Genomic DNA, 21,320 nt, shown 5'->3' on the forward strand with positions numbered 1-21,320 from the left:
TGAAATTATGGAATTATGGCAAGATTACCCGCTGCAAAACCTGAACACTTTCGGCATCGCAGCCAAAGCCGCTACCTTCTCCCGGTTCCGTTCAACCGAAGAACTGGAAGCTTTGCTGGAACAGAAAGCGGCACAGGCACACCATTCGCCCCTGCTGGTACTCGGCGGCGGCAGCAACCTCCTCCTTACCAGTGATGTTAAAAGCTGGGTACTGAAGAATGATGTTCCGGGTATTGCAAAACTGCACGAAGACGACGAAGCCGTATATGTGCAGGCCGGGGCAGGGGAGAACTGGCATGGCTTTGTGCAACACTGCATTACACAGGGTTGGGGCGGACTCGAAAACCTGTCGCTTATCCCGGGCAATGTTGGCGCCAGTCCCATGCAGAATATCGGCGCGTACGGCGTGGAGATCAAGGATTGTTTCTGGGACCTGGAAGCGTATCACCTGGAAGAAAAAGCGATTCACACCTTTACTGCTTCGGATTGTGCCTTCGGTTACCGCGAAAGTGTATTTAAGCATCAGCTGAAAGGCCAGTATGTTATTTTAAACGTCACCTACCGGCTGCAGAAGCATCCCGTGGTCAATACCAGCTACGGTGCCATCCGGCAGGAACTGGAAAAAATGGGGGTACACGAGCCAGGCATCAAAGAGGTGTCGCAGGCGGTGATCCGGATCCGCCAATCCAAATTGCCTGATCCTGCCGTCATTGGGAATGCCGGCAGTTTCTTCAAAAATCCCGCTGTTGATAAGGCGGTGTTTACCGACCTGCAGGAACGGTTCCCGGAGATTGTCGGTTATCCCTTACCCCATGACCAGGTGAAACTGGCTGCCGGCTGGCTCATTGAATCCTGTGGCTGGAAAGGTTTCCGCCGTGGGGATGCCGGTTGCCATGCCCAACAGGCGCTGGTGCTGGTGAACTATGGCCATGCCACCGGAAAGGAAATCTATACGCTGAGCCAGGAGATCCTGGACAGCGTACAGTTTCGCTTTGGCGTTGTGTTGGAACGGGAAGTGAATATTATCTAGTTGTCCTCGCTGTCGAAGTCATCGTCATCTTCAACGGTAGTACCGAGGTTCACCATGGAGCCGATCAGGTCCTTGAACTCGATCTTGTTTTCCGTCATCTTCTTGCTGATCATGGAATAGGCAGCAAGGCCGTGTAGCACAAATTCCATCAGCAATACCGTATCACGGGTGCCCGCCTTGGGAAAGTATTTCTTGACCAGCGCATGCAGCCCGTCTACTTCGTATAATTTGATCTCCTTTTCCTTATCGGTCGTATTGAACGGCATGTCCAGGTGTTTGCCTGCATCAAACCAGCGTGTAATGGGACGGTAAGGGTTTTCTTCTTCCCGCATGGATTCCTTGCCGGTGGACCGCCGCTTTTTCATGGTCTCCGGGTTCGGGAAATATTGCACGAACTGCGAGCGGACGGCTTTGTCCAGCAGGTTCATCGCCACCTGGAAGGGACCTTCCTGTTCGCCTTCATACACCAGTTCGATCTTGCCTGTGAGGGAAGGAATAATGCCGGCGAGATCTCCCATCCATACCTGCGTATGTGCCTCACTGTTCATGATGGCCCTGCGTTCGGCAGCACTGACGGCATTTTCATACGCACTGATGGTCAGGCGCGCACTCACGCCGCTTTTCTTGTCCACGTACTCGTTGTTTCTCGCTTCAAAAGCAACCTGTTCGATCAGTTTGCGCACCAGGTCACTGACATGCACGCGGCTGATCTGCTCTTCCAGTACATCGGCTTCCTGCTCCGTGATCGCCAGCGAATGTTCGAGGGATTTCGGGTAGTGGGTGAGGATCTGGCTTTCGATCCTGTCTTTCAGCGGCGTCACGATAGAGCCGCGGTTCGTATAGTCCTCGGGGTTGGCGGTAAACACAAACAGGATATCCAGCGGCATACGCAGTTTGAACCCACGGATCTGGATATCGCCTTCCTCGAGGATGTTGAACAGCGATACCTGGATGCGTGCCTGCAGGTCGGGCAGTTCGTTGATCACAAAGATGCCCCGGTTGCTCCGCGGAATGATGCCATAGTGAATCACGCCTTCGTCTGCAAAACTCAGTCGCAGGTTGGCGGCTTTGATGGGATCGATATCGCCGATCAGGTCAGCGACACTCACATCGGGCGTTGCGAGTTTCTCCCCGTAGCGTTCACTGCGGTGCAGCCAGTGAATGGGCGTGTCGTCGCCTAGTTGCACCACCAGTTCGCGCGCATGTTTCGAGATCGGGTTCAGGGGATCATCATTGATCTCCGAGCCTGCGATCACCGGGATGTATTCATCCAGCAGGTTGACCATCTGTCTTGCCATCCTTGTTTTTGCCTGCCCGCGCAGACCCAGGAAAAGTATATTGTGCCGGCTCAGCAGCGCGCGCTCTGTATCCGGGATCACGGAATCTTCATAACCGATGATGCCATCGAAGCGGGGCGTATTTTCTTTTAATGCTTTTACGAGGTTGGAGCGGATCTCGTCTTTCACAGATCTGCTTACATATCCGGAAGCTTTCAATTGTCCAAGTGTCAGTATCTTGTTCTGATTCATTAATACACAGTTTTCCTTTTTCCGCTTTCAAAATCCTTAAAGATGAAAGCGCCGAGATGATCCAGGGATGCGAAATAGGCTTTGCCCTGGTTAGTTTCTGTAAACTCATTCACAAATCGCTGCAGGTAAGGGTCTGATGCGATCATGAAAGTGGTGATGGGGATTTTCAGTTTTTTACATTGGGCCGCAAGGTTGAGACAGCGCGTGGTGATCTTGCGATCCAGCCCGAAGCTGTTCTTGTAATACCGTTTGCCCAGCTTGAGGCAGGTGGGTTTACCATCGGTGATCATAAAGATCTGCTTGTTCGGGTTGCGCCGCCGCCGCAGGAGATCGATCGCGAGTTCGAGTCCCGCTACCGTGTTGGTATGATAGGGGCCTACCTGCAGGTAGGGAAGGTCTTTGATCTCTACTGGCCACGCATCATTGCCGAATACCACGATGTCGAGCGTATCTTTCGGATACTTGGTTGTAATCAGCTCGCTCAGGGCCATGGCAACTTTCTTTGCCGGAGTGATCCGGTCTTCCCCGTACAGGATCATGGAATGCGAAATATCGATCATCAGCACCGTAGAAGTCTGTGCCTTGAAATCGGTTTCCCGGATCTCCAGATCTTCCTCTCTCAGGTTGAATGCATCGATGCCATGATTGATCTGGGCATTGCGGATACTCTCGGTGAAGTCGATCTGTTCCACCATATCCCCGAAGCGATAAGGCCGCGTTTCGGGATTGATCTCATCACCCTGGCCGGGCTTGAAAGTCTGGTGATTGCCCTGCCTGGTTTTTTTCAGCTTACCGAAAATCTCTTCGAGTGACCGCTTGCGGATCCCCTGTTCTGTTTTCGGTGTGATCTTAATGCTGCCATTGCCGGGATTCTCATCGATATACCCTTTGTCTTTCAGGTCGTCGATGAAGTCACCCATGCCGTATTCGGAATTCGTGAGCTCGTATTCCCTGTCGAGCTGGTTGAGCCACTGCAATGCTTCCGCTACATCGCCATTGGTGTAGGTGAGCAACTGCATGAAGATCTCCAGCAACTGGTCAAATTTGGACTTTCCCTCATCTTCCGGGCGGAAGCCCGTAAACAGATATCCCTTCATAAATACCTCCTCTGACACAATATAACAAAAAAGCAGGGCTGGTGTTCAGCCCTGCTTGATGCGTTATTGTTTTGCCGGGGAATCGGTCGCCGGACCGATCGGTACACTGCCTTCCAGGGAAGGTTTCAGCGAACTGCCACCCTTGTATTGCGCATCGAGCGCGGTCAGCATCTGCATGAGCTGCTGGGTTGCGCCGATCTCATTCCGGAGACCATCCTGCTTGCTGTCACCTAACTGGTTGTAATAAGCCATCTGCTGTTCAAAATCTTTGTGTAAAGCTTTGGACACACGGTCTGCCAATTCAGTATGACCCGCCTTATAAGCGGCTTCCAGGAACTTGAAGTTAAAATAATTGTGCTGGTTGTTCTTGCTCACCATCGCATACGGCAGGTTCGTGGTCAGGATGCCTTTATCGGCCTTGTCCAGCACCTGTTTGGCTTCATCTTTACGGTTGGCATCAGCAAGGCTGGCAGCACCATCGGCAAAGGCTGCGCGGATGGTATTCAGATGAAGCCTGTTCTGCTCATCAAAATATACCCCCGGAATATCTGCGCTGCCGAAACCGAACTTGTTCTTCAGCTTATCCACCATCCAGTCGGTATTCATGCCGGTGTTGTTGGATACCGGTACCAGGCGGTAGGTAAGACCGTCTTTGCGCATGTAATTGCCGAAGCCGAGTTCAGATGCAGTATAAGGTGCTGTAAAGCAGATGGGTCGTTTCCATTTGTTGGCGGCGATGATGGTCAGGATGGCCAGGTCGTTCTTCAGCAGGGTGTTCCTGTTCTCTGGGATCACTACCGGTACCTGGCTCAGCACGCTGTCGCCTGCATTCACTGTGCCGTTGCTGCGCACCAGCTGTTCGTCTACCGGCAATACAAATTTCTTCGCCGGGAGATAGTTGATGGTCTCACCGCCCTGCAGGGGAACTTTAAAGGCGGGATCATCACTGCCCACGATATTTTTCAGTACATCGTACAGGTCATAGAATTTGTCCTGGTTCACATCAGTGCGTGGATTATATACCACATAATCGCGGTTGCGGCCTCGGATCTGATCTGCTGACCAGATCACATCGATGGGGGCGCTTTCATTCACCTTGTATCGCAGCTGGTTGATGTACCAGTCGATGCCCAACAGGCTGTTGTTGATCACGCGGATGTCAGGACGGATATTTTCCACTTCCTGCGCATACCATAAAGGATAAGTATCATTATCACCGTAGGTGAAGAGGATCGCATTCGGCGGACAACTTTCGAGGTAGTCTTTTGCGAGATCGCGGGCCAGTACTTTTTTGCTGCGGTCATGGTCGTCCCATTCCTGGTTGCCCATGATCACGGGAACAGCCAGGAAGCAAAGGATTGCGGCTGACCAGTTGGAAGTGGATTCGCTGGCTTTTTTACGGATCCATTCGCGCACCTGCAATACACCAAGGCCGATCCAGATCGCGAAAGCATAGAAAGAACCCACATAGGCATAGTCCCGTTCACGGGGCTGGTTACCAGGCTGGTTCAGGTACAACACGATGGCGATACCGGTGAAGAAGAACAACGCTGCAGTTACCCAGAAATCGCGGCGGTTGGCGAAATACTGGTAAACGGCACCGAATATGCCCAGCAGGAAGGGCAGGGCAAACAGTTTATTGTTGGCCTTGTTGTGTTTGATGCTTTCCGGCATGGCGCCCTGGTTGCCGAGGCGAGCGTTGTCAAACGGAGAGATGCCGGTGATCCAGTTTCCGTCGCGCACATTACCGAAGCCCTGGATATCGTTTTGTTTGCCGGCGAAGTTCCACATGAAATAGCGCCAGTACATCCAGTTCAGCTGGTAGGAGAAAAAGAAACGGAAGTTATCGCCCATGGTTGGTCTTTCGCCGTCGGCGAGACCGAGCCAGTCTTTGTAAAAATTCGCATGCCCCTGGTCGTTACTCGCGTCCCATACGCGGGGGAAGAGCATCATGTCTTCCGGCTTGTACGTGGCTTTGATGTCCTGGCCGGTTTCAATATAACGATCGGCTCCCTTGGTGTACTTCATACCGGTTTCCTTGTAGTCATCCGGGCTGGCGGTGAAGACCTGTCCGTACAGCAATGGGAAATCGCCGTACTGGTCACGGCCGAGGTAACCTACCAGTGAATTGGGGTTGTCAACGTTATACATATCCACTGCCGGGTTGGCATTGGAGCGGATCATCGTGGTCACGTAGCTGGAATAACCGAGCAGCATGAAGATGGCGCACCAGATGCCGAGGCGCAGGAAATTCCAGTGTTTTTTGCGGGCGTACCGCAGGCCACCCCAAAGCAGGGCAGAAAGCAGTATAAAGAAGAAGATAAAGCCGCTGAAGAACGGCATGCCCAGGGTGTTCACGAAGCGGATATCGAACCAGCCGGCTGCTTTCACTGTCCACTGGATCACGACTACCTGAACAAATCCGGTAACGATACAGCCGATGATAAAGGCCCAGATGGTGCCTTTGGTGGTGGGCTGGTAACGTTTAAAATAGTATACGAGGACGATCGCGGGGATCGTCAGGAGGTTCAGCAGGTGTACACCGATGGAGAGACCCATCATGAAGAAGATGAATATGATCCAGCGGTCTGCGCCGGGTTCATCGGCGCTGTGTTCCCATTTCAGGATGGCCCAGAATACGATAGCGGTGAAGAAGGAAGACAATGCATATACTTCGCCTTCAACAGCACTGAACCAGAAGGAGTCGGAGAATGTATAGGCCAATGCACCTACTACGCCGGAGGCGATGATGGCAATGGTATTCTGACTGGTAGGTTCAGTATTACCCGGTGCCATCAGTTTGCGGGCGAAGTGGGTAATGGTCCAGAACAGGAAGAGGATGGTGAACCCGCTGCTGAGCGCACTCATGATGTTCACGCCGATTGCCGGGTTGGATCCGCCGAAGATCACGATGAACAGGCGGCCGAGCAATACGAACAGGGGAGCGCCGGGCGGGTGGGGAACCTGCAGTTTGTATACACTGGAAATGAATTCGCCACAATCCCACAGGCTGGCGGTGGCTTCCATGGTCATCAGGTATACCACACAGGCTATCGCACAAATGATCCAGCCGGCGATATTGTTCACTCTCTTAAAGTTCATAAAGCATTGGTTTAGAAATGCGCAGCAAATATAAGGGCTGCGCGGATGGCAAATATGTGGGATTTATTGGAAAAAGATCTTTACAGTCTGATAAAAAAGCCTGTTTTGCAGGTAGGCGTTCTGTGTCTGTTCGAGATAGCCCTGCAGGCCGAAGAGACCGGCAGCATTTCCTTTATTGATGGCGATTTCCAGGTAACCGGCTGAATTGAAGAGGGCCAGTTTCTCCCCCTCGGGTACGTCGGCATAGGTTTCGGAGATCCGGTCGATCACTTCATCCCGCTTGAAAACGATCTGGAAGCGGCGGCCTTTCCGCTGGGATTCAAAGGCTTCACGGGTGATATTGACCACCACATTCTCAAAATTATCAATATATATGATCTGTCCCTCAATCCAGGCTTCACTGAGCAGGGGTTTGAGCGGATTCTTTTCCACGTAGGGGACATCGGGTATCCCGATCTGGAGCAGGGGTTTTCCCTGCTGGATGTCCCGGATAGCATTTCCCATGATCCTGACACAGTGCAGGGTGTTCCTGGTTTCCTGGTTGCCTGCGGGCAGCCCCATGACGACCTCGGGTTTTTCTTCCAGGATCATGGTAAGCAGGCCATTATCGGCACAAAGGAGGTATTGATTCCGGTGGAAGGCGAGGAGCAGCTGGTCGGGCTTTTTTTCAAACAGGTTGACCAGCACGATATGGAAAGTAAAGTCCGGGAACTGCTGCAACGCGTTCCGGCAGATATAGGCCGCCTGCGGGTAGTTGAAGGGGGAAATAGTATGGGTAATGTCCACCACCTGGAATGCGGGATCGGTCCGGAGCAACTGACCTTTTACGGCGCCCACCAGGAAATCCTGCGTCCCGATATCGGAGGTGAGGGTGATCAGCGCCACTACTTCACCAGTTTACCGTCCTTGAAAAAAAACTTGTGGGTGAGCTTGTCAGCCCAGGACGGAAAAAAGCGGCTCATGAACACCGTTCGCTTGTCGGTGAAAGTGAGTACTTCGCTGCGTTTGCGTTTTTCGATGGCGTGAAGAATATGGTCGGCGCATTCGGAAGCCGGCATCATGGAAGCTTCGTCCATGGAAGTGGAACCGATGGCTTCTGCTTTGGCGTTCAGGGCGGCGACGCGGATATTGCTGGTGGTGAAGCCAGGGCTTACCCACATGACGTGCACCTGTTTGTCGAGCATTTCTGTACGGAGGGCTTCCAGCCAGCCCTGGAGGGCAAATTTGGAGGCTGAATACGCGCTTCTGCCTGGCAACCCGCGGTAACCGGCGATAGAAGAAATGCCCACCACCACACCCTGCTTGCGGATCAGTGAGGGCAGGGCGAACTTGGTGCAGTATACCGCACCAAAAAAGTTTACATCCATCACTTTGCGGAATACCTCGATCTCCGCGTCTTCAAAAAGGGCGCGCATGGATACACCGGCATTATTGATCAGGATATCAATGTCTCCGAAAGTGTCAATCGTTGATTCAATGAATTTACGGCAGTCATCTTCCTTGCTGACGTCGGCCACTACGGTGTGCATCATCACATTGGCATATTCCATCTGCAGGTTATAGAGCTTATCGTAGTTCCGGCCGCAAGTGGCAATCCGGGCGCCGAAAGGCACGAGTGCATCAATCAGTGCTTTTCCGATTCCTTCGCTGCCGCCGGTGATGGCGATGACCTTATTGGTAAAAAATGAAGACATAAAGTTCCTGGAGAATTAATGGCACAAACCTAGCCAAAAATTTACAGGCCCGCAAAGGTGGTTCACGGGAGGAATGAAATTTGGTTGGAACGTCTGGGTGGAAGGCGGCCGGTCGTTTCTCGCGGGTTGGTTTTTGCTGGGGTGTATGGGTCGCTGGCGCTCCCGGTTCACGCTGGTCTGTTTTTTTTCACGCAAAGCGCGCAGAGGAGCAAAGGCGCAGAGAAAGAAGTTAATACAGTACGTGAAGTGGGTGTGGGGGTTGGTGTAGAGAGAAGCTGAAGTAAAGAGGGATATGGGTGTGCGGATTGGTGATTGAGGGAGAGAAGTTAAGTTAAGAGGGATGTTGGTGTGCGGGTTGGTGATTGTGGGAGAGAAGTTGATATAATGAATTATGGGTTTGGAGCGTTGGTGAGTGTAGCGTGAAGTTGATTAGTCGCGTGAGGTGGGGTTGGTGAGCGGTGGATGTTAAGAGAGAAGTTTTGAAAAAAAAATGTTGGCGATGTTAAGTGGTTGTGATGCAGTCGTGACATAGTTTTGCAGGCGATGTGCCGGAGGCGAAATCATTGTTCTTTAAAAGGTTGATGAAATTTTTTGCAGAAAAATTTGGGAGTAAATGTTTTATCCCTATTTTTGCACTCCCAAATCAAACGGGAATGATTCCGTAGCTCAGCTGGTAGAGCAATACACTTTTAATGTATGGGCCCTGGGTTCGAGTCCCAGCGGGATCACAGGATTTACAGAGGAAATTAGGAAACCCGCCATCAAGGCGGGTTTTTCTATGTAGATAGGTGTCGATAAATGTGCTTTTATGGCTATAAAGTGCTATTTTTTGTTACCTATTCGTTACCATAATGGCAAAGTCTTCAGTAGCCCTTGTTCTCCAGGAACACAAGACAAACAAAAACGGACTGCATCCAATTTACTTACGCATCACTGTTGATGGCAAGCGCAACTACCTGGCCACTGGCAAGTATTGTTCAGCTCGCATGTGGGATGCAAGGAACGAATGTCTTCGGGACGCAAGCGATCATGCAAAACTCATCAACTCGGATCTGGATTTGATCAAGGCCGATGCTTTGAAAAAAATTGTTGATGATCGTGTGGCCGGAAAGCTGGTTACTTCAGTTTCTGTTAAGCGGGCTGCTGCAGCTCCCGGAAAAGGAGGGAAGGATTTCTTTCAATTCGCAGAAAAATTCATTGCAGCCAGTAAGGCTCGGAAGAACGACAGAACCATTGTTAACTATGTCTCCCATACCAAACACTTCAATTCTTTTATCAAAGGTCCGATAGCTTTTGAAGAAATAACACCGGAGCTGCTTGGAAAATATGAAGCTCATCTTCGGGCAGCTGAGATGTCGGACGGTTACACTCGTATACTATTAAGGCATATCAGAACGGTTTTCAATGCGGCCAAAAAAGAGGGCGCGACTGATTACTACCCATTCAATAATTTTTCACTTCCGGAGGAGAATTCCAGGCCGAAGGAATTCCTGTCTCACGAAGAGGTCAGGAAGATTGAAAAACATCTGAAGCATCTGTCTGGAGCGTCCCTTTCGTCAGCCCTCTACTTTTTGCTGGGCTGTTACACCGGCCTTCGCGTATCGGACTGGAAAACGTTTGATCAGGACGAAGCTGTGCGGGACGGCTGGGTAAGGACGGTAGCCAGGAAAAACAAAACCTGGGTTACGATGCCGGTACCGCCCGGACTCTCCCGGATATTGCCCTTGTTGGCTGAAAATTCATGCATCCAGTATGAGCAACAGATAAACGAATCACTTGGCCGGATCCTACCTGAAATAGGCATTACCCGGCACATTACCACTCACTGCGCGCGGCACACTTTCGCCGTGACGATGTGTGCTGAGCGAGGAATAAGTTGTGAAGTCTGCGCTGAACTGATGGGTATTACTGTCCAAGTTTGCTCTGAAACCTACTATAAGGTAACAAATGTCAAGATCGAAAAGGAAGTTAAGAAGGCTTGGAAAGGACTTTGAATATTTTACTTCTTCATTGATTACTTCGTAGGAAGACGAAATTTACCCTCCAATGGCATCCATCCATGGCCAGCAAAGAGATCATTAACAGTTCTCGGACGCCCATGCGTAGAGTTCGTCCATTGAAATTCCCATGGAACGACATGAAGTTTTTAAATGCAGTGCGGGCACATCTTTGTCGGCCTTTCGAACCACAATAGTTCTATAACCAGGTTTGGTATAGCTGGAATGACTGGCCCTTGTCCTGTCATATTTGAATCCATGTAATTGTAAAAAAGCCAACCAGCAAGAAGTTGGAATCGGTTTATAGGCCATCAGGCAACAAGTGTAAGGCTTCCAACGGTATTTTCTTCTGCATTAAAGTTTTTCAGAACTCCTTTGACGTCGACAAGCATTTTCGAGTATTGCTTGTGAAAGATTTTATTTTCTTTCCAACCTAGATCCCGTAGTTCGCGTTCAAACTGTTTTTTAGGAAGATTAACCAAATGAAAAAAGCAGTCGTTAATAGAATCAATGACCATTGCCTGGGCTTCCTGATCGTCGGTGCCATAGCCTGTAACCTCCAACGATGGAACATAGAAAACTTTCTGTTGTGTATCCTTATCCTTGAAGAAAAAGACTTTCAGTTTTGCTTTGACTAATTTTGTACTATAATTTATAGAAAGAGATTCGTGATCGATTTGCTCACCCGTAATATTTAGGTGCATTTGTGCCATAGTCAAAGTTGAGTTGCATTGCAAATTAAATAGAATAATTTCAATTATCATACAAGCTACTGTTAAATGCTGATAATCAAAGTGTTGAATATTGTTTATGACAATCCAATGTCATAAAATTGTCAACATGATGGTGATTAGCTGGTGTATTTTTGGTGACTTATTAGGGATAATCTGGTGATTTTAAGGACTCACTTTTCTTTGAGGACGATTACTTTAAAGATTTCCCAGGCCAAAACCAAAATTGATATCCCAATAGCAATTTTTGAAAGCCTTCTGGTCGACCGGTTCTCTTCCGGCAGATCTAGGAGCTGCTGGATCTGGAGATCCGTCAACTGCAGCTGGCGGTGGGCATGGATTTCTTGTAATTGTTTTTGTTTCTCCAATTCAGCTGCTTGAGCCTGATAGCCACCTTTAGCAATGAAGCCCTCTCCTCTAATTGTTGCTTTGTAAACTCTCCCTATTTGGTTTCTAGAAACCTCCATAATATATCCATCCGCCATTAGAACGGCGGCCAGCGGTAAAAACTGATTGTCAGGACCATGGTATTCGATTGACCAAACACCATCTGTAATCGTTTGACCAAGGAAATGGTCCTTATTTTCTGGAGTGAGCATCGATTAAGATTTAGGAAAAGAACTTAATATTAAGCGAGTACCATTCCTGGTGTTTCACCAGTTGCCTGTTGCTCTCGATCCAGCGCTTGGCCGTGGTTGGGATCATGGAGAAGTACCTCACGAACGGTTTCTCCTTCTTAAGCCCCAATAAATAGTCAAGCATAAGGTCCCGGGTTTTTTCATCTTCCAGAATCGGAAGTGCGATACATCGACATCCCTCGTGCCACCCGCCGAGGTAAGTAAACTCCTTCGGGTAGATTCCCTGCAGGTGCCGGCAGATCTGACAATTCATGTCCTGTTTGTTCGAAAGTCTTATCTCATAACCGATCACGAACCACTGGTCACGCCACCTGGCCATGTCATTTAAGGAGTAGAATTTGTTGATTGGATCTAACGCCATATCAAAGAAAGTGGTCAGATAGCTTGTTTAGTAGATCCGAGCAACAATCTGCGAAGGCTTTCTGTTGAGCTTTTTTGCCGTTGGACGTTCCCAAAGCATTTCCGGACTTTCGTTCCGCAGTGGCCATGTCGCTGAATATTCGGATCGTCCCATTCCTTTTATCAGCTGTCTTCACACTGATTTGGCTTTTGCCATTCCAAACTCCAGTATAGAATTCTGTATTATATTCTTCCAGGGTAATTGCCAGCATGATATCAGCTGATGTTGAGTCAGTGAAAGTTGCATTCGGCCAAGCTGATTTCAAGAAATTGGTAAGTATCACTTGATATTCTGAAGAAGAACATTCACCCTTAACTTTTCCAGAAAATACTCTTCCATCTGTAAATGATACCGAAATTTTAGCAACCGGAAGAGTTGTCCTGGGCGATGCCGTAATTGGATCTGGACACCACATATATGACTTTTGAGCGACAGTATTTAGTGTTATCAAAATCAGAAAAGGCAGGATCAGTACTCTTCTCATTATTTAAGGTTTAATTATAAGAAAGGGTGATTTCACCTATTGAATACAACAAAGTAAACATCTATATTGAACTCCCATCCTAAGAAAGGCACCATTCAGCAGACGTCATCAAACCCTAAACTATGCCTTTCATTCCTTGTCCTGGATGCCGCTACCCTGGCAGATGCCCGTTCATATCTTATCCGCTGCCAGATCGAGTAAGATTCTGCTTATTTGCTCCAGCTCGTTCTGTACAGCCTTCGGATCTCCCTTCGCACGAACAATTGCCTCGTGTTGAACGTGGGCCCGCAACCACCTATGTGTGTCCTGGTGGCCTTCGATCAGTTTGGCTAAACTAGGGCCAAACGATTCCAACACACGTTGTTTATTCGCATTCTCCTGCTCGAGAAGCTGAATATATTTAGCTTGCCAATCAGTTGATTTGCTTTCATCAGCCGGGCCACCCACACCAGGAGAGATATTGAATTTATTATAGAACTTTTCTAGAAAGCTGGGGGCCAGTGGGATCTTGCCGTTAATATAACTGCTCACATTTCCCTTGGAAATCACCAATTCGTTCGCAATCGCTGTCACAGGATTCTCTAGATTTAGGTAGGAAACATCCCGCTTAAATTGCTCAAAATCAACCGATTTATAAATGCTCTTGGACATTTGCAACAGCGTTGTAAAAATTGTTCTAAAATATGAGCAAAAATATTTGGAACAGTTCTAGAACTGTTTTTATATTTGTTCTGTCATTAACATGAAACGAATATTAAACGGAAATGACAGGAACACAAGATAGTAATACGACCCAACTCGACAAAGCTTTGGCTACACTGAAGGGACTTCTCATAAATGTAACGGACGAGGATAGGGCCGAGGCCATCAAGGACATGGATATGACGACTCAAACGATCACTCGTTATTTCAAGGGGAAGGGCAGGAACTTGGACACTGCGGTACGATTGATACAGTTCTTCCGGAAACGGATAGAAGACAGGGACAAATTGATATCAGCTTGAGTATCAGAGACTGAAAATGGAAAAATCCGGTTGCACAAGACCGGTAGAAAAACATAGGATTTTTTTGACCCCATAAATGCAACTATGACAACCGAACAGCGCCTGGAGAGAATAGAGAAGAAGCTGGATCAACTGCTGGGCACGGGGAAAAAGGCCAAGTCTTGGGTCAGTGGAAAGGAGCTGGCGAAACTTACAGGCTGGGATAACAACCGGCTGAGGGCAATGCGGGAAATGGGGGCAATACAATTCAAACGATACGGAAAGTCGATTTCATATGATCTCGATTCGATCCCGGAGAAATACCTAAAAGTTCAAGGATAATCTCATGAAAAAATTGATGATGGCAATCGTCCTGGGAATAGTATGCCTGGTACTGAACAGTTGTGGCCCTTGTGGAGGGATCATGGGATATCCAAACGGAAAAAGCTACCTGAAGAAATGAGCACTCTTGGTCGACGCATATTTCACCTGACGCTGCTTCTGCAACACTGCAACCCGGAAATGCGGGAAGGGCTGGAGGATTTAATAACCATGCTTCAAATTGAACGCTATGACCTATGCGATTAACATATCTCCTTACCTGGTAGGACAGCCGAAACATGCTGTTCTCGCTGAGGTGGATCATGTCTTCGGGAAGGCGATGGATATCAAGATCCCGCTGGACTACATCGATTGTCTCGCTGATCCAGTGAAGCTGAGGGAAGATGCGCATGCTGCAGCAATGAACAATTATGCAGAACTGAAGGTGCGTGATATGCTGGCGTCGATCGAAGGTGGAAATGTGATCGCTGATATCATCCGGATGGCGGCCGCTGATCAACGGTATTCGACCGAACTGGTGTTCAGTACCGTGGCAGATATGGCCCGAGACAACTACCCTGTGACAGAACAAATTATTGGATCGGAAACCCTCAAACAAGTTCTTTCATGGAATTCCAAAACGACGTGCACGCCTTGCTGACAATGCTTGGCTTTGTGATAGGATCGACCGTAGCGATCTATGTATCAATGGCAGTAGCGATTGCCTTTATCTACGGGGTGATTGAGTTGATCGTGGTGTTTCGAATTGTGTTCGATTATGTAACCAAAAGGCTTTCGGACTGGTTGGCACCGAGGTACAAAGAGGAGAATGATGGGGATTGGTTCGTTGAAAACTCCAGGCTATGAATGAGATATTGGCTTTTGCAGTGATTGTGTTAGGCTGGTATGTAATCACAAGTAACGATGACGATAAATTATTACCAGGTTAAGGTTTTGAAGTTTTTCTATGGTTTAGGGTTTAGGGGTTAAAACGCCCGTGATTTCCATCCGGGCTCCTTTTTAAAATCTGTGGCTTGACGGTGAGCCTATCATCGTTGCAGTTCTTTCCATCGGTTTTTTGTTAAACGAGCATGACGGCCTTGCATGTGGCCGTCATACGGACAGGTAACTCAGTTGGTAGAGTGCCAGACTGAAAATCTGGTGGTCACTGGTTCGAATCCGGTCTTGTCCGCGAACGGAGCACCTCAGTCCGATCACTGAGGTAAGCGAGGGAAGGCGCTGAAAACTTTAAGTGCAGTTAAGAACAGCGCCCCCTTGCTTTCACAAAGCAAATCAAAGTAAAATGGCTGTTTCACTTCCAGCAAATTTCACTACAGTGAACATAAAGTTTTCAAAGTTCCTGCACCAGCAGTTCAAACTCAAATGCAAAATGGAGAAAACAACAATGACCCGGCGCCTACGGGAGCTGATTCAACAGGATCTGAAAAGGGCGTAATAAAAAATGCCCTGCGCTAACAGGGCAAAAAAAACAAAAAGAAAAAACAAAAGTATGGGAATCTTAGACATCAGACCAGCAAAAAGAGGCGGCAGCAAAGCCATCATTGGCATTGCCGGTGTCTCTGGCTCCGGAAAGACCTACACGGCGCTCAAGATCGCCCGTGGCATGGTTGAGAAGCCCAGTCAGATCGGCTTCTTGGATACCGAAAACAAACGCGGATCCCTTTATGCTGACATCCTCGACGGCGACTTCATGATCGGTGATCTGTATCCGCCGTTCTCACCCAAACGCTACAGCGAAGCGATAAAGGAATTTCAGAATGCCGGGGTTAAGGTCCTGGTAATCGATAGCGTTTCACATGAATGGGAAGGTGAGGGTGGCTGTGACGATATCGCCAACGCGGCGCTACAGAACGACAAGAAGATGGCGAACTGGATCGGCGCCAAACGGGAGCATAAAAGCTTTATGAATACCCTGCTGCAGTGTGATATGAACATCATCTGCTGCCTTCGTGCTCGCGAAAAAACCGACTTCAAGAATCCAAATAAACCGGTTTCCCTGGGCATACAGCCGGTATGTGAGAAAAACTTCATGTTCGAGATGACGGCTTCGCTCCTGATGGAAAATGAGGGAAAAACGCAGCGTTTCCTGAAGATGCCGGCATTCCTCTTCGAGGCTTTCGGAAGTGGTAAAGGTTACCTGGGAGAAGCCACCGGCCGGAAGATCATTGACTGGATCAATACCGGCGAAAAGGAAGATCCTGAGATTACCCGTATAAAGTCAGAGATGCTCATGGCCTGTGAGTTCGGCCTGGCTGGTGTGATCGCCATCTGGAATGCCCTGACCCCTGCGATGAAAAAGAAGCTCGAGGCACACAAGAATATATGCAAGGAAGCGGCCCTGGAATACGAGCGCCAGGCAGAAGAGGGTGGGGAGACTCCGCAGGACACCCTGAAAAAGAATATGAAGAACGAAAAAATCCCTGAGCTGCCATGAGCCATAAATACAGAGACCTCGAACCGGAAGAGCAGGAAGAACTGTTCAGTAATTACCTGATGGATAGCTGGAGCTATTCTAAGGTGACCAGCTTCGCCCGTAACGAAAAAGGTTTCGAGATGAATCACATTTTCGGGCTATATGGGAAGAAATCAGCGACTTCTGTTGCCGGCAACGCATACCATACCGCGCTCCAGTACTTCTTCGAAACTATCCGGGATAAGAAGGGCCTGCTGCTGGATGTGGTTGAGCTGGAAGCCTGTGCATTTCAGTATATCGATGGTGTTTCCGCCAATGTGTGGAAGCTCGGAAAAACAACTCAAACCGTCGAAGAGTGCCAGAAGAAAGCAAGCTCAGTTGCTTCCACACTGCTCCGGAACTTCATAGTGGAAGTCGGAGTCTATCTGGATGACATGCAGGAGATCCTGGACGTCGAGGTTAGTATTGACGAATTTCTGACCATCAACGGCGTGGATATCCCCCTGCCATGCCATGGGAAGATTGACCTTGTTATCCTGACCACGGAAGGTAAAACCGTGATCGTTGACCACAAGTCGAAGACCTCCTACACGGATGACGATGAAATAGCCCTGAGTATCGGTACCCAGGCGATCACCTACGTCACTTCCTACGAAGCGCGTTCAGGCAGGACGATAGATGAAGTGTGGTTCGTGGAGAATAAAAGCTCTGTGAACAAGGATAAGTCTGCCCAGCTCCGGAAGTTCAAGGTGGAAATGGACCTCAACACCCGCCGGCTGTATGAAGCGCTGCTTTACGAACCGCTGAAGCGCATGCTGGAAGCCATATCAAATCCGGATTACATCTACCTGATCAATGAGGCGGATAATTATGTGGACCGCGCTGAAATGTACGACTTCTGGTGCCGGACAATGATCTGTGAAGTGGAAGATTTCAATGTCGAGGAATCGAAAAAGGACCTGGTAGCCAGGCGCCTGAAGCGGATCAAGGACTCAAGTCTAACAATCGTTACCCCCAACATTATCAAAAAATTCAAGGAAAACGCCTCGGCGTTCATCCAATACGATTTAAGCAACAAGAACATGACACAAGCTGAAAAAATTGAGCACGTTATGCGCAGCTTCGGAACAGCAATCCGGGTTGCCCATATGTTCGAAGGTTATTCCAGCAACACCTACCTCCTGGAGGTTTCCGCTGGTGTAAAGCTGGCATCGATCCAGTCTCATCGCCTGGATATTGCCAATGCCCTGGACGTTTCCAGTGTGCGAATCTCCAAGGATCTCGTGGTGCACGAAGGAAAATCCTACCTGGCTGTGGACTTCGTCAAGAAGCGTGACCGGGATCTGTTCTTTGACCGGTCTGCCTTGGTTGGCCGGAGGATTCCACTGGGCAAGGACAACTTTGACAATGTAGTTGCCTGGGATCTGGACAACAGTTCTACGCCACACATGCTGGTCTGCGGCGCAACAGGATCTGGTAAGTCTGTTTTCGTGAAATCCATTCTGGAGTATGGCCATCTCGCCGGCGTCAAGGAGATCGTCGTATTCGATCCTAAGTTCGAATTCACCGACTACAACCACCGGCGCAATGTTAAAGTGTACAACGATATCGAGGATATCGAAAAGGCTATGGAGAAGCTGGTAGAAGACATGCAGGGCCGGGTGAAGACTGGCCAGAACAGGTCCACACTGGTGATTTTCGACGAGTTTGCTGACGCCCTGGCCAACTCAGCCAAAGCAAAAGATCTTCGGATTTATGAGGAAATAGTAACGATCAATGCCAAGGGCGTTCCCATCAAACACCGTGAGCACGTCGGCGATCGCAAGCCGCTGGAAGAAAACCTCCGGATCCTACTGCAGAAAGGTCGCTCATCCGGGTTCCGGATTGTTGCCGCCACTCAACGGGCCTCTGTTAAGGTTATCACTGGTGATGCGAAAGTCAATTTCCCCGTGCAGGTTTGTTTCCGCGTGCCCAAAGAGGCTGATTCCCGCGTCGTTCTTGACGAATCTGGCGCTGAATCCCTTGCGGGCAGCGGTGACGGCCTGATCAAATCTCCGGAGTATAAGGATACCGTTCGCTTCCAGGCTTATTATGTAAAACCCAGCGAGATCACAGCTGTGAGTGACACCGGTGAGGAAATCATTGTAGTGGAATAGACATGAAGCCCCAGGACAGTTTCCTCCTCCCCGCAGACGTGTTCAGTTTTACTGGCAAACGTCAATATGCAGCAGCTGGCGACAGAGTTACGGTTGTTTCCGTGTCGCCAGCTGTATCGGGGGATCAGGTTCTGATTCTGGAAACGGCGGATGGCTTTCGGTTCCCATGGTCAGAAGACAAGCCAAAGAGAGTGGAAGTCCAGGCGCTAGATAGTTCCAAGAAACAAAAGTTAAAATCCGCGCCCATTCATCATAAAGAACAAACATCCCTTTTTTAACGACCAATTCCTATGGCAGCAACTTGTAAGCATGAACATTGTCGATTTCCGGTTTTCTCCCACGGCTACTGCAAAATCCATCAGTACTGCTGGAAGCAGGCTGCCGGGATACCGCCGGTCAGCAAAAAGAGGGTAAGCCTAAATAAGCAATACAGCATACTCGCCAGGACTTTCAAAAGGTTGTTTCCGGTTTGCATGGCAAAATTGCCAGGCTGCACCCATGCTGCAACGGATATCCACCATAAACGGGGACGGGGAATATTCTTTCTCGTGACCGCGACCTGGTTATCGGTATGTAGGTCATGTCACTGCAAGATCGAGCAGGATCCAGCTATGGCAAAAGAACGCGGGTTTAGCGACAGCAGATTAGGAAACCAAGATATCAGCAAATTATGACATCCAGCCAGATAAAACTAGTAGACCAACTGTTGGCGAAGGACAGGTTTATGATCCTTTCCCGAAATCATCGCGGCGCCGTTGCCTACAAAATATTCCAGGGTCGAATGAACCCTGTTGGCTATGCTCGGACCAAAACTGCAACCGCAATCTGGCACCTGATGAAGGAAGACAAGAAGGGTAGGGTCACGTTGAACCGTACCGCTATCCGGCAAGTACATGGTAATTCAACTGTCAAAAAACTTTATAAAAATCAACTGCATGCAAAAGGTGATTCTCAGCTCTGACGCGCTGAAAGCTGGCCTGAAAAAACTTTCCCAGGCCATCAGTAAAAAATCCGTCATGCCCGTCCTCCAGAACGTACTGTGTAAAGTTTCTGAGGGTCATATGGAGATGATCAGCAGCGATCTGGAGCTGACAATCAAGCTGGTTCTTGAAGTGGAAGCAAAGGAAAGTTTTCAGTTCCTGCTTCCCTTCGAATTCGTCAGTAAGATCGTGGGAATCCTTAAAGTTCAGCCGATAGCAATTGAGGTTGAAACCTCAAGGGTAGCGCTTAGAGCTGAGCACGATCTTTTTGAAATTGGGGGCTTCGAAGGTGCTGAGCTCTACCCGGCAGTGCCAGACATTCCAAAAAAGAACAGGACCATCCTGAATAATGAGTTGCTGTTTTGGTTGGGGCGTGCGATGGATACTGTCTCCAGTGACGAGAATCGGCCAGCAATGATGAAGGCTTGCCTGGATATCAAAGCTGAGAGCCTTACGATTGCCAGCACCAACGCAACGATGCTTTTCACAAAAGTGGCCGCCGTCGAGTCGGCAAACGTCGATCAACTGCTAATCACCCCTAAAGTTGCCAAAGTGTTGGAGGGATTTGCTGAGGCTGAGGTGTTCTGGCATAAAAAACAGATCGCATTTAAAAGCAGCCACATGACCGTTATCGCTACTCGACATGAAGATAAATTCCCAGATTACAAGGTTGTTATTCCAGACTTCAAGGCAAATCTCACTCTGGAAAGGTCGGTGTTAGTCGAAGCTCTGGAAAAGTCTTCTTTGAGCAGTAGCACGCTCACTACAGTTTTTCTCACCCGCGGCAAAGAGACGCAGACGATCTACTTTGAAACCTTTGATCAAGATCTCGATCGCAAAATTTTGATAGATATCACGGGTGACTACACCGGTACGGTTGATCAAGTAGCAATCAACCCAAAAAGCATGTTGACACTTTTAAAGCAGGTAGACTTTGGTGAGATCTCCCTTCATATCGAAAAGCCTGCCTCGCCTGTGCTGATCTCCAGTACTGAGGATGCTGGTTATTTAAGTCTTCTTGTACCATACAAAATCAATGATTAAAACTTTTATATGAACTTTTTTCAGTCACTTTTTGAAGCAGCTCCTGGCCTTGATCTTACCATACGGATGAAAGAAAAGGCCGGCATAATCACCATGACCGTTCTGCCGCACGTTGGCGCTAAGGATGGTAAGATCAAACCGGTCAATATCTCCGGTACCCCAGCTGATCTGGACGAAGGCTTCTTTGCAGCAATTACTCCGATGCTCGAAGCTGCCAAAGGCCTGACAGTATCGGAAGGCCCAGAAACCGCAAGCGATTCGGGTGATGATAACGGTACCGGGAAATCAGCACCAGCCAAAAAGCAGCCTGTTGAAAAGAAGTCAACTGCCAAGAAGCAGGCAATGAAGAAGGCGGCAAAGGCAGAGCCCAAGGACAGCGATACTGATTCGGAAGGTGATCAACCACCTACAGAGGAACTGAAACCAAAAGTTGAAACCCCATCCCTTTTTTAACCCAACAATTCAATACCAATGGCACTCGAGGTAACCAACCTGAAGCGCAGCTTCAAATTCAAGAAAGATGGCAAAATGATCACCCTGGCTGATGCTAACCCGGCATTTACCCTGGAAGAAACGGTACAGTTTTACAGTACCCAATACCCGGAACTCACGACTGCCACCATTGATGGACCCAAGGTGGAATGCGATAACGCTGTTTATGAATTCAAAACAACCATAGGTACCAAAGGATGAAAAATTC

At 48.9% G+C, this 21,320-nt stretch carries 19 protein-coding genes and 2 tRNA genes; 11 read left to right on the forward strand and 10 right to left on the reverse strand.

The window, feature by feature from the left end:
- Positions 1–7 precede the first annotated feature (7 nt).
- Entirely contained in the window at positions 8–1,030 is a 1,023-nt protein-coding gene (gene murB / locus FPE01S_RS14140) for a UDP-N-acetylmuramate dehydrogenase (RefSeq protein ID WP_046369575.1), read from the forward strand.
- Here the strand turns inward: murB and FPE01S_RS14145 are convergent.
- The 5 genes from FPE01S_RS14145 to FPE01S_RS14165 all read right to left on the reverse strand — a co-directional run bounded on the left by FPE01S_RS14145 (position 1,027) and on the right by FPE01S_RS14165 (position 8,452).
- Positions 1,027–2,559: a MoxR family ATPase gene (locus FPE01S_RS14145; RefSeq protein ID WP_046369576.1), complete on the reverse strand. Its 1,533-nt coding sequence runs from the start codon at positions 2,557–2,559 to the stop codon at positions 1,027–1,029. The two genes, murB and FPE01S_RS14145, sit on opposite strands and share 4 nt — an antisense overlap.
- Entirely contained in the window at positions 2,559–3,656 is a 1,098-nt protein-coding gene (locus FPE01S_RS14150; RefSeq protein ID WP_046369577.1) for a vWA domain-containing protein, read from the reverse strand. The genes FPE01S_RS14145 and FPE01S_RS14150 overlap by 1 nt, the downstream gene beginning before the upstream one ends.
- 63 nt (positions 3,657–3,719) lie before the next feature.
- Positions 3,720–6,758 carry a glycosyltransferase family 117 protein gene (locus FPE01S_RS14155; RefSeq protein ID WP_046369578.1) on the reverse strand — a complete coding sequence of 1,013 codons (3,039 nt, stop codon included), beginning with the start codon at positions 6,756–6,758 and terminating at the stop codon, positions 3,720–3,722.
- A 63-nt stretch (positions 6,759–6,821) separates the two neighbouring features.
- Entirely contained in the window at positions 6,822–7,643 is an 822-nt protein-coding gene (locus tag FPE01S_RS14160) for an SAM hydrolase/SAM-dependent halogenase family protein (protein WP_046369579.1), read from the reverse strand.
- Positions 7,643–8,452 (reverse strand): SDR family oxidoreductase, encoded by an 810-nt coding sequence (locus FPE01S_RS14165; protein ID WP_046369580.1) that lies wholly within the window; start codon positions 8,450–8,452, stop codon positions 7,643–7,645. The genes FPE01S_RS14160 and FPE01S_RS14165 overlap by 1 nt, the downstream gene beginning before the upstream one ends.
- 655 nt (positions 8,453–9,107) lie before the next feature.
- Here FPE01S_RS14165 and FPE01S_RS14175 point away from each other — a divergent pair.
- Together FPE01S_RS14175 and FPE01S_RS14180 are read left to right on the forward strand one after the other, a co-directional pair.
- Positions 9,108–9,180: transfer RNA gene (locus FPE01S_RS14175), tRNA-Lys, on the forward strand.
- 123 nt (positions 9,181–9,303) lie between these two features.
- Complete coding sequence (locus tag FPE01S_RS14180; protein WP_046369582.1) at positions 9,304–10,446, forward strand: site-specific integrase; 1,143 nt, start codon at positions 9,304–9,306, stop codon at positions 10,444–10,446.
- A 314-nt stretch (positions 10,447–10,760) separates the two neighbouring features.
- Here the strand turns inward: FPE01S_RS14180 and FPE01S_RS14185 are convergent, their stop codons facing one another.
- From FPE01S_RS14185 to FPE01S_RS14205, 5 genes are all read right to left on the reverse strand, one after another.
- Complete coding sequence (locus FPE01S_RS14185) at positions 10,761–11,162, reverse strand: hypothetical protein (RefSeq protein WP_046369583.1); 402 nt, start codon at positions 11,160–11,162, stop codon at positions 10,761–10,763.
- A gap of 191 nt (positions 11,163–11,353) precedes the next feature.
- Positions 11,354–11,779: a hypothetical protein gene (locus FPE01S_RS14190; RefSeq protein ID WP_046369584.1), complete on the reverse strand. Its 426-nt coding sequence runs from the start codon at positions 11,777–11,779 to the stop codon at positions 11,354–11,356.
- Between the two features lie 10 nt (positions 11,780–11,789).
- On the reverse strand, positions 11,790–12,179 hold the full coding sequence (locus FPE01S_RS14195) for a hypothetical protein (protein WP_046369585.1): 390 nt from the start codon (positions 12,177–12,179) through the stop codon (positions 11,790–11,792).
- A 1-nt stretch (position 12,180) separates the two neighbouring features.
- On the reverse strand, positions 12,181–12,702 hold the full coding sequence (locus tag FPE01S_RS25900; RefSeq protein ID WP_157474030.1) for a hypothetical protein: 522 nt from the start codon (positions 12,700–12,702) through the stop codon (positions 12,181–12,183).
- A gap of 171 nt (positions 12,703–12,873) precedes the next feature.
- Positions 12,874–13,353 (reverse strand): hypothetical protein, encoded by a 480-nt coding sequence (locus FPE01S_RS14205; protein WP_046369587.1) that lies wholly within the window; start codon positions 13,351–13,353, stop codon positions 12,874–12,876.
- Between the two features lie 437 nt (positions 13,354–13,790).
- Between FPE01S_RS14205 and FPE01S_RS14215 the strand changes: the two genes are divergently transcribed.
- From FPE01S_RS14215 to FPE01S_RS14275, 8 genes are all read left to right on the forward strand, one after another.
- Entirely contained in the window at positions 13,791–14,027 is a 237-nt protein-coding gene (locus tag FPE01S_RS14215; protein ID WP_046369589.1) for a hypothetical protein, read from the forward strand.
- Between the two features lie 229 nt (positions 14,028–14,256).
- A complete protein-coding gene (locus FPE01S_RS14225; protein ID WP_046369591.1) occupies positions 14,257–14,667 on the forward strand; it encodes a hypothetical protein in 411 nt (136 codons plus the stop codon).
- Positions 14,668–15,125: 458 nt separating this feature from the next.
- Positions 15,126–15,198 (forward strand) — tRNA-Phe (locus FPE01S_RS14235).
- 318 nt (positions 15,199–15,516) lie between these two features.
- Complete coding sequence (locus FPE01S_RS24955; protein WP_169749170.1) at positions 15,517–16,461, forward strand: AAA family ATPase; 945 nt, start codon at positions 15,517–15,519, stop codon at positions 16,459–16,461.
- On the forward strand, positions 16,458–18,596 hold the full coding sequence (locus tag FPE01S_RS14245) for a DNA translocase FtsK (protein WP_046369593.1): 2,139 nt from the start codon (positions 16,458–16,460) through the stop codon (positions 18,594–18,596). The genes FPE01S_RS24955 and FPE01S_RS14245 overlap by 4 nt, the downstream gene beginning before the upstream one ends.
- Before the next feature lie 935 nt (positions 18,597–19,531).
- The gene (locus FPE01S_RS14265) at positions 19,532–20,620 is read left to right on the forward strand and encodes a DNA polymerase III subunit beta (protein WP_046369597.1); all 1,089 of its coding nucleotides are present in this window, start codon (positions 19,532–19,534) and stop codon (positions 20,618–20,620) included.
- A 9-nt stretch (positions 20,621–20,629) separates the two neighbouring features.
- A complete protein-coding gene (locus tag FPE01S_RS14270) occupies positions 20,630–21,073 on the forward strand; it encodes a hypothetical protein (protein WP_046369598.1) in 444 nt (147 codons plus the stop codon).
- An 18-nt stretch (positions 21,074–21,091) separates the two neighbouring features.
- Positions 21,092–21,313, forward strand: a complete 222-nt coding sequence (locus FPE01S_RS14275) for a PRTRC system protein C (protein ID WP_046369599.1) — start codon at positions 21,092–21,094, stop codon at positions 21,311–21,313.
- Positions 21,314–21,320 lie beyond the last annotated feature (7 nt).

The sequence above is a fragment of the Flavihumibacter petaseus NBRC 106054 genome (assembly GCF_000974785.1).
GTDB classification, from domain to species: Bacteria; Bacteroidota; Bacteroidia; order Chitinophagales; family Chitinophagaceae; genus Flavihumibacter; species Flavihumibacter petaseus.

Bases quoted from the DNA above. Each gene is read 5' to 3' on its own strand.
- FPE01S_RS14150 (WP_046369577.1), bottom strand. From the start codon at position 3,656: ATGAAGGGATATCTGTTTACGGGCTTCCGCCCGGAAGATGAGGGAAAG.
- murB (WP_046369575.1), top strand. From the start codon at position 8: ATGGAATTATGGCAAGATTACCCGCTGCAAAACCTGAACACTTTCGGC.
- FPE01S_RS14180 (WP_046369582.1), top strand. From the start codon at position 9,304: ATGGCAAAGTCTTCAGTAGCCCTTGTTCTCCAGGAACACAAGACAAAC.
- FPE01S_RS24955 (WP_169749170.1), top strand. From the start codon at position 15,517: ATGGGAATCTTAGACATCAGACCAGCAAAAAGAGGCGGCAGCAAAGCC.
- FPE01S_RS14245 (WP_046369593.1), top strand. From the start codon at position 16,458: ATGAGCCATAAATACAGAGACCTCGAACCGGAAGAGCAGGAAGAACTG.
- FPE01S_RS14155 (WP_046369578.1), bottom strand. From the start codon at position 6,758: ATGAACTTTAAGAGAGTGAACAATATCGCCGGCTGGATCATTTGTGCG.
- FPE01S_RS14270 (WP_046369598.1), top strand. From the start codon at position 20,630: ATGAACTTTTTTCAGTCACTTTTTGAAGCAGCTCCTGGCCTTGATCTT.
- FPE01S_RS14275 (WP_046369599.1), top strand. From the start codon at position 21,092: ATGGCACTCGAGGTAACCAACCTGAAGCGCAGCTTCAAATTCAAGAAA.
- FPE01S_RS14145 (WP_046369576.1), bottom strand. From the start codon at position 2,559: ATGAATCAGAACAAGATACTGACACTTGGACAATTGAAAGCTTCCGGA.
- FPE01S_RS14185 (WP_046369583.1), bottom strand. From the start codon at position 11,162: ATGGCACAAATGCACCTAAATATTACGGGTGAGCAAATCGATCACGAA.
- FPE01S_RS14215 (WP_046369589.1), top strand. From the start codon at position 13,791: ATGACAACCGAACAGCGCCTGGAGAGAATAGAGAAGAAGCTGGATCAA.
- FPE01S_RS14225 (WP_046369591.1), top strand. From the start codon at position 14,257: ATGACCTATGCGATTAACATATCTCCTTACCTGGTAGGACAGCCGAAA.
- FPE01S_RS25900 (WP_157474030.1), bottom strand. From the start codon at position 12,702: ATGAGAAGAGTACTGATCCTGCCTTTTCTGATTTTGATAACACTAAAT.
- FPE01S_RS14195 (WP_046369585.1), bottom strand. From the start codon at position 12,179: ATGGCGTTAGATCCAATCAACAAATTCTACTCCTTAAATGACATGGCC.
- FPE01S_RS14205 (WP_046369587.1), bottom strand. From the start codon at position 13,353: ATGTCCAAGAGCATTTATAAATCGGTTGATTTTGAGCAATTTAAGCGG.
- FPE01S_RS14165 (WP_046369580.1), bottom strand. From the start codon at position 8,452: ATGTCTTCATTTTTTACCAATAAGGTCATCGCCATCACCGGCGGCAGC.
- FPE01S_RS14190 (WP_046369584.1), bottom strand. From the start codon at position 11,779: ATGCTCACTCCAGAAAATAAGGACCATTTCCTTGGTCAAACGATTACA.
- FPE01S_RS14265 (WP_046369597.1), top strand. From the start codon at position 19,532: ATGCAAAAGGTGATTCTCAGCTCTGACGCGCTGAAAGCTGGCCTGAAA.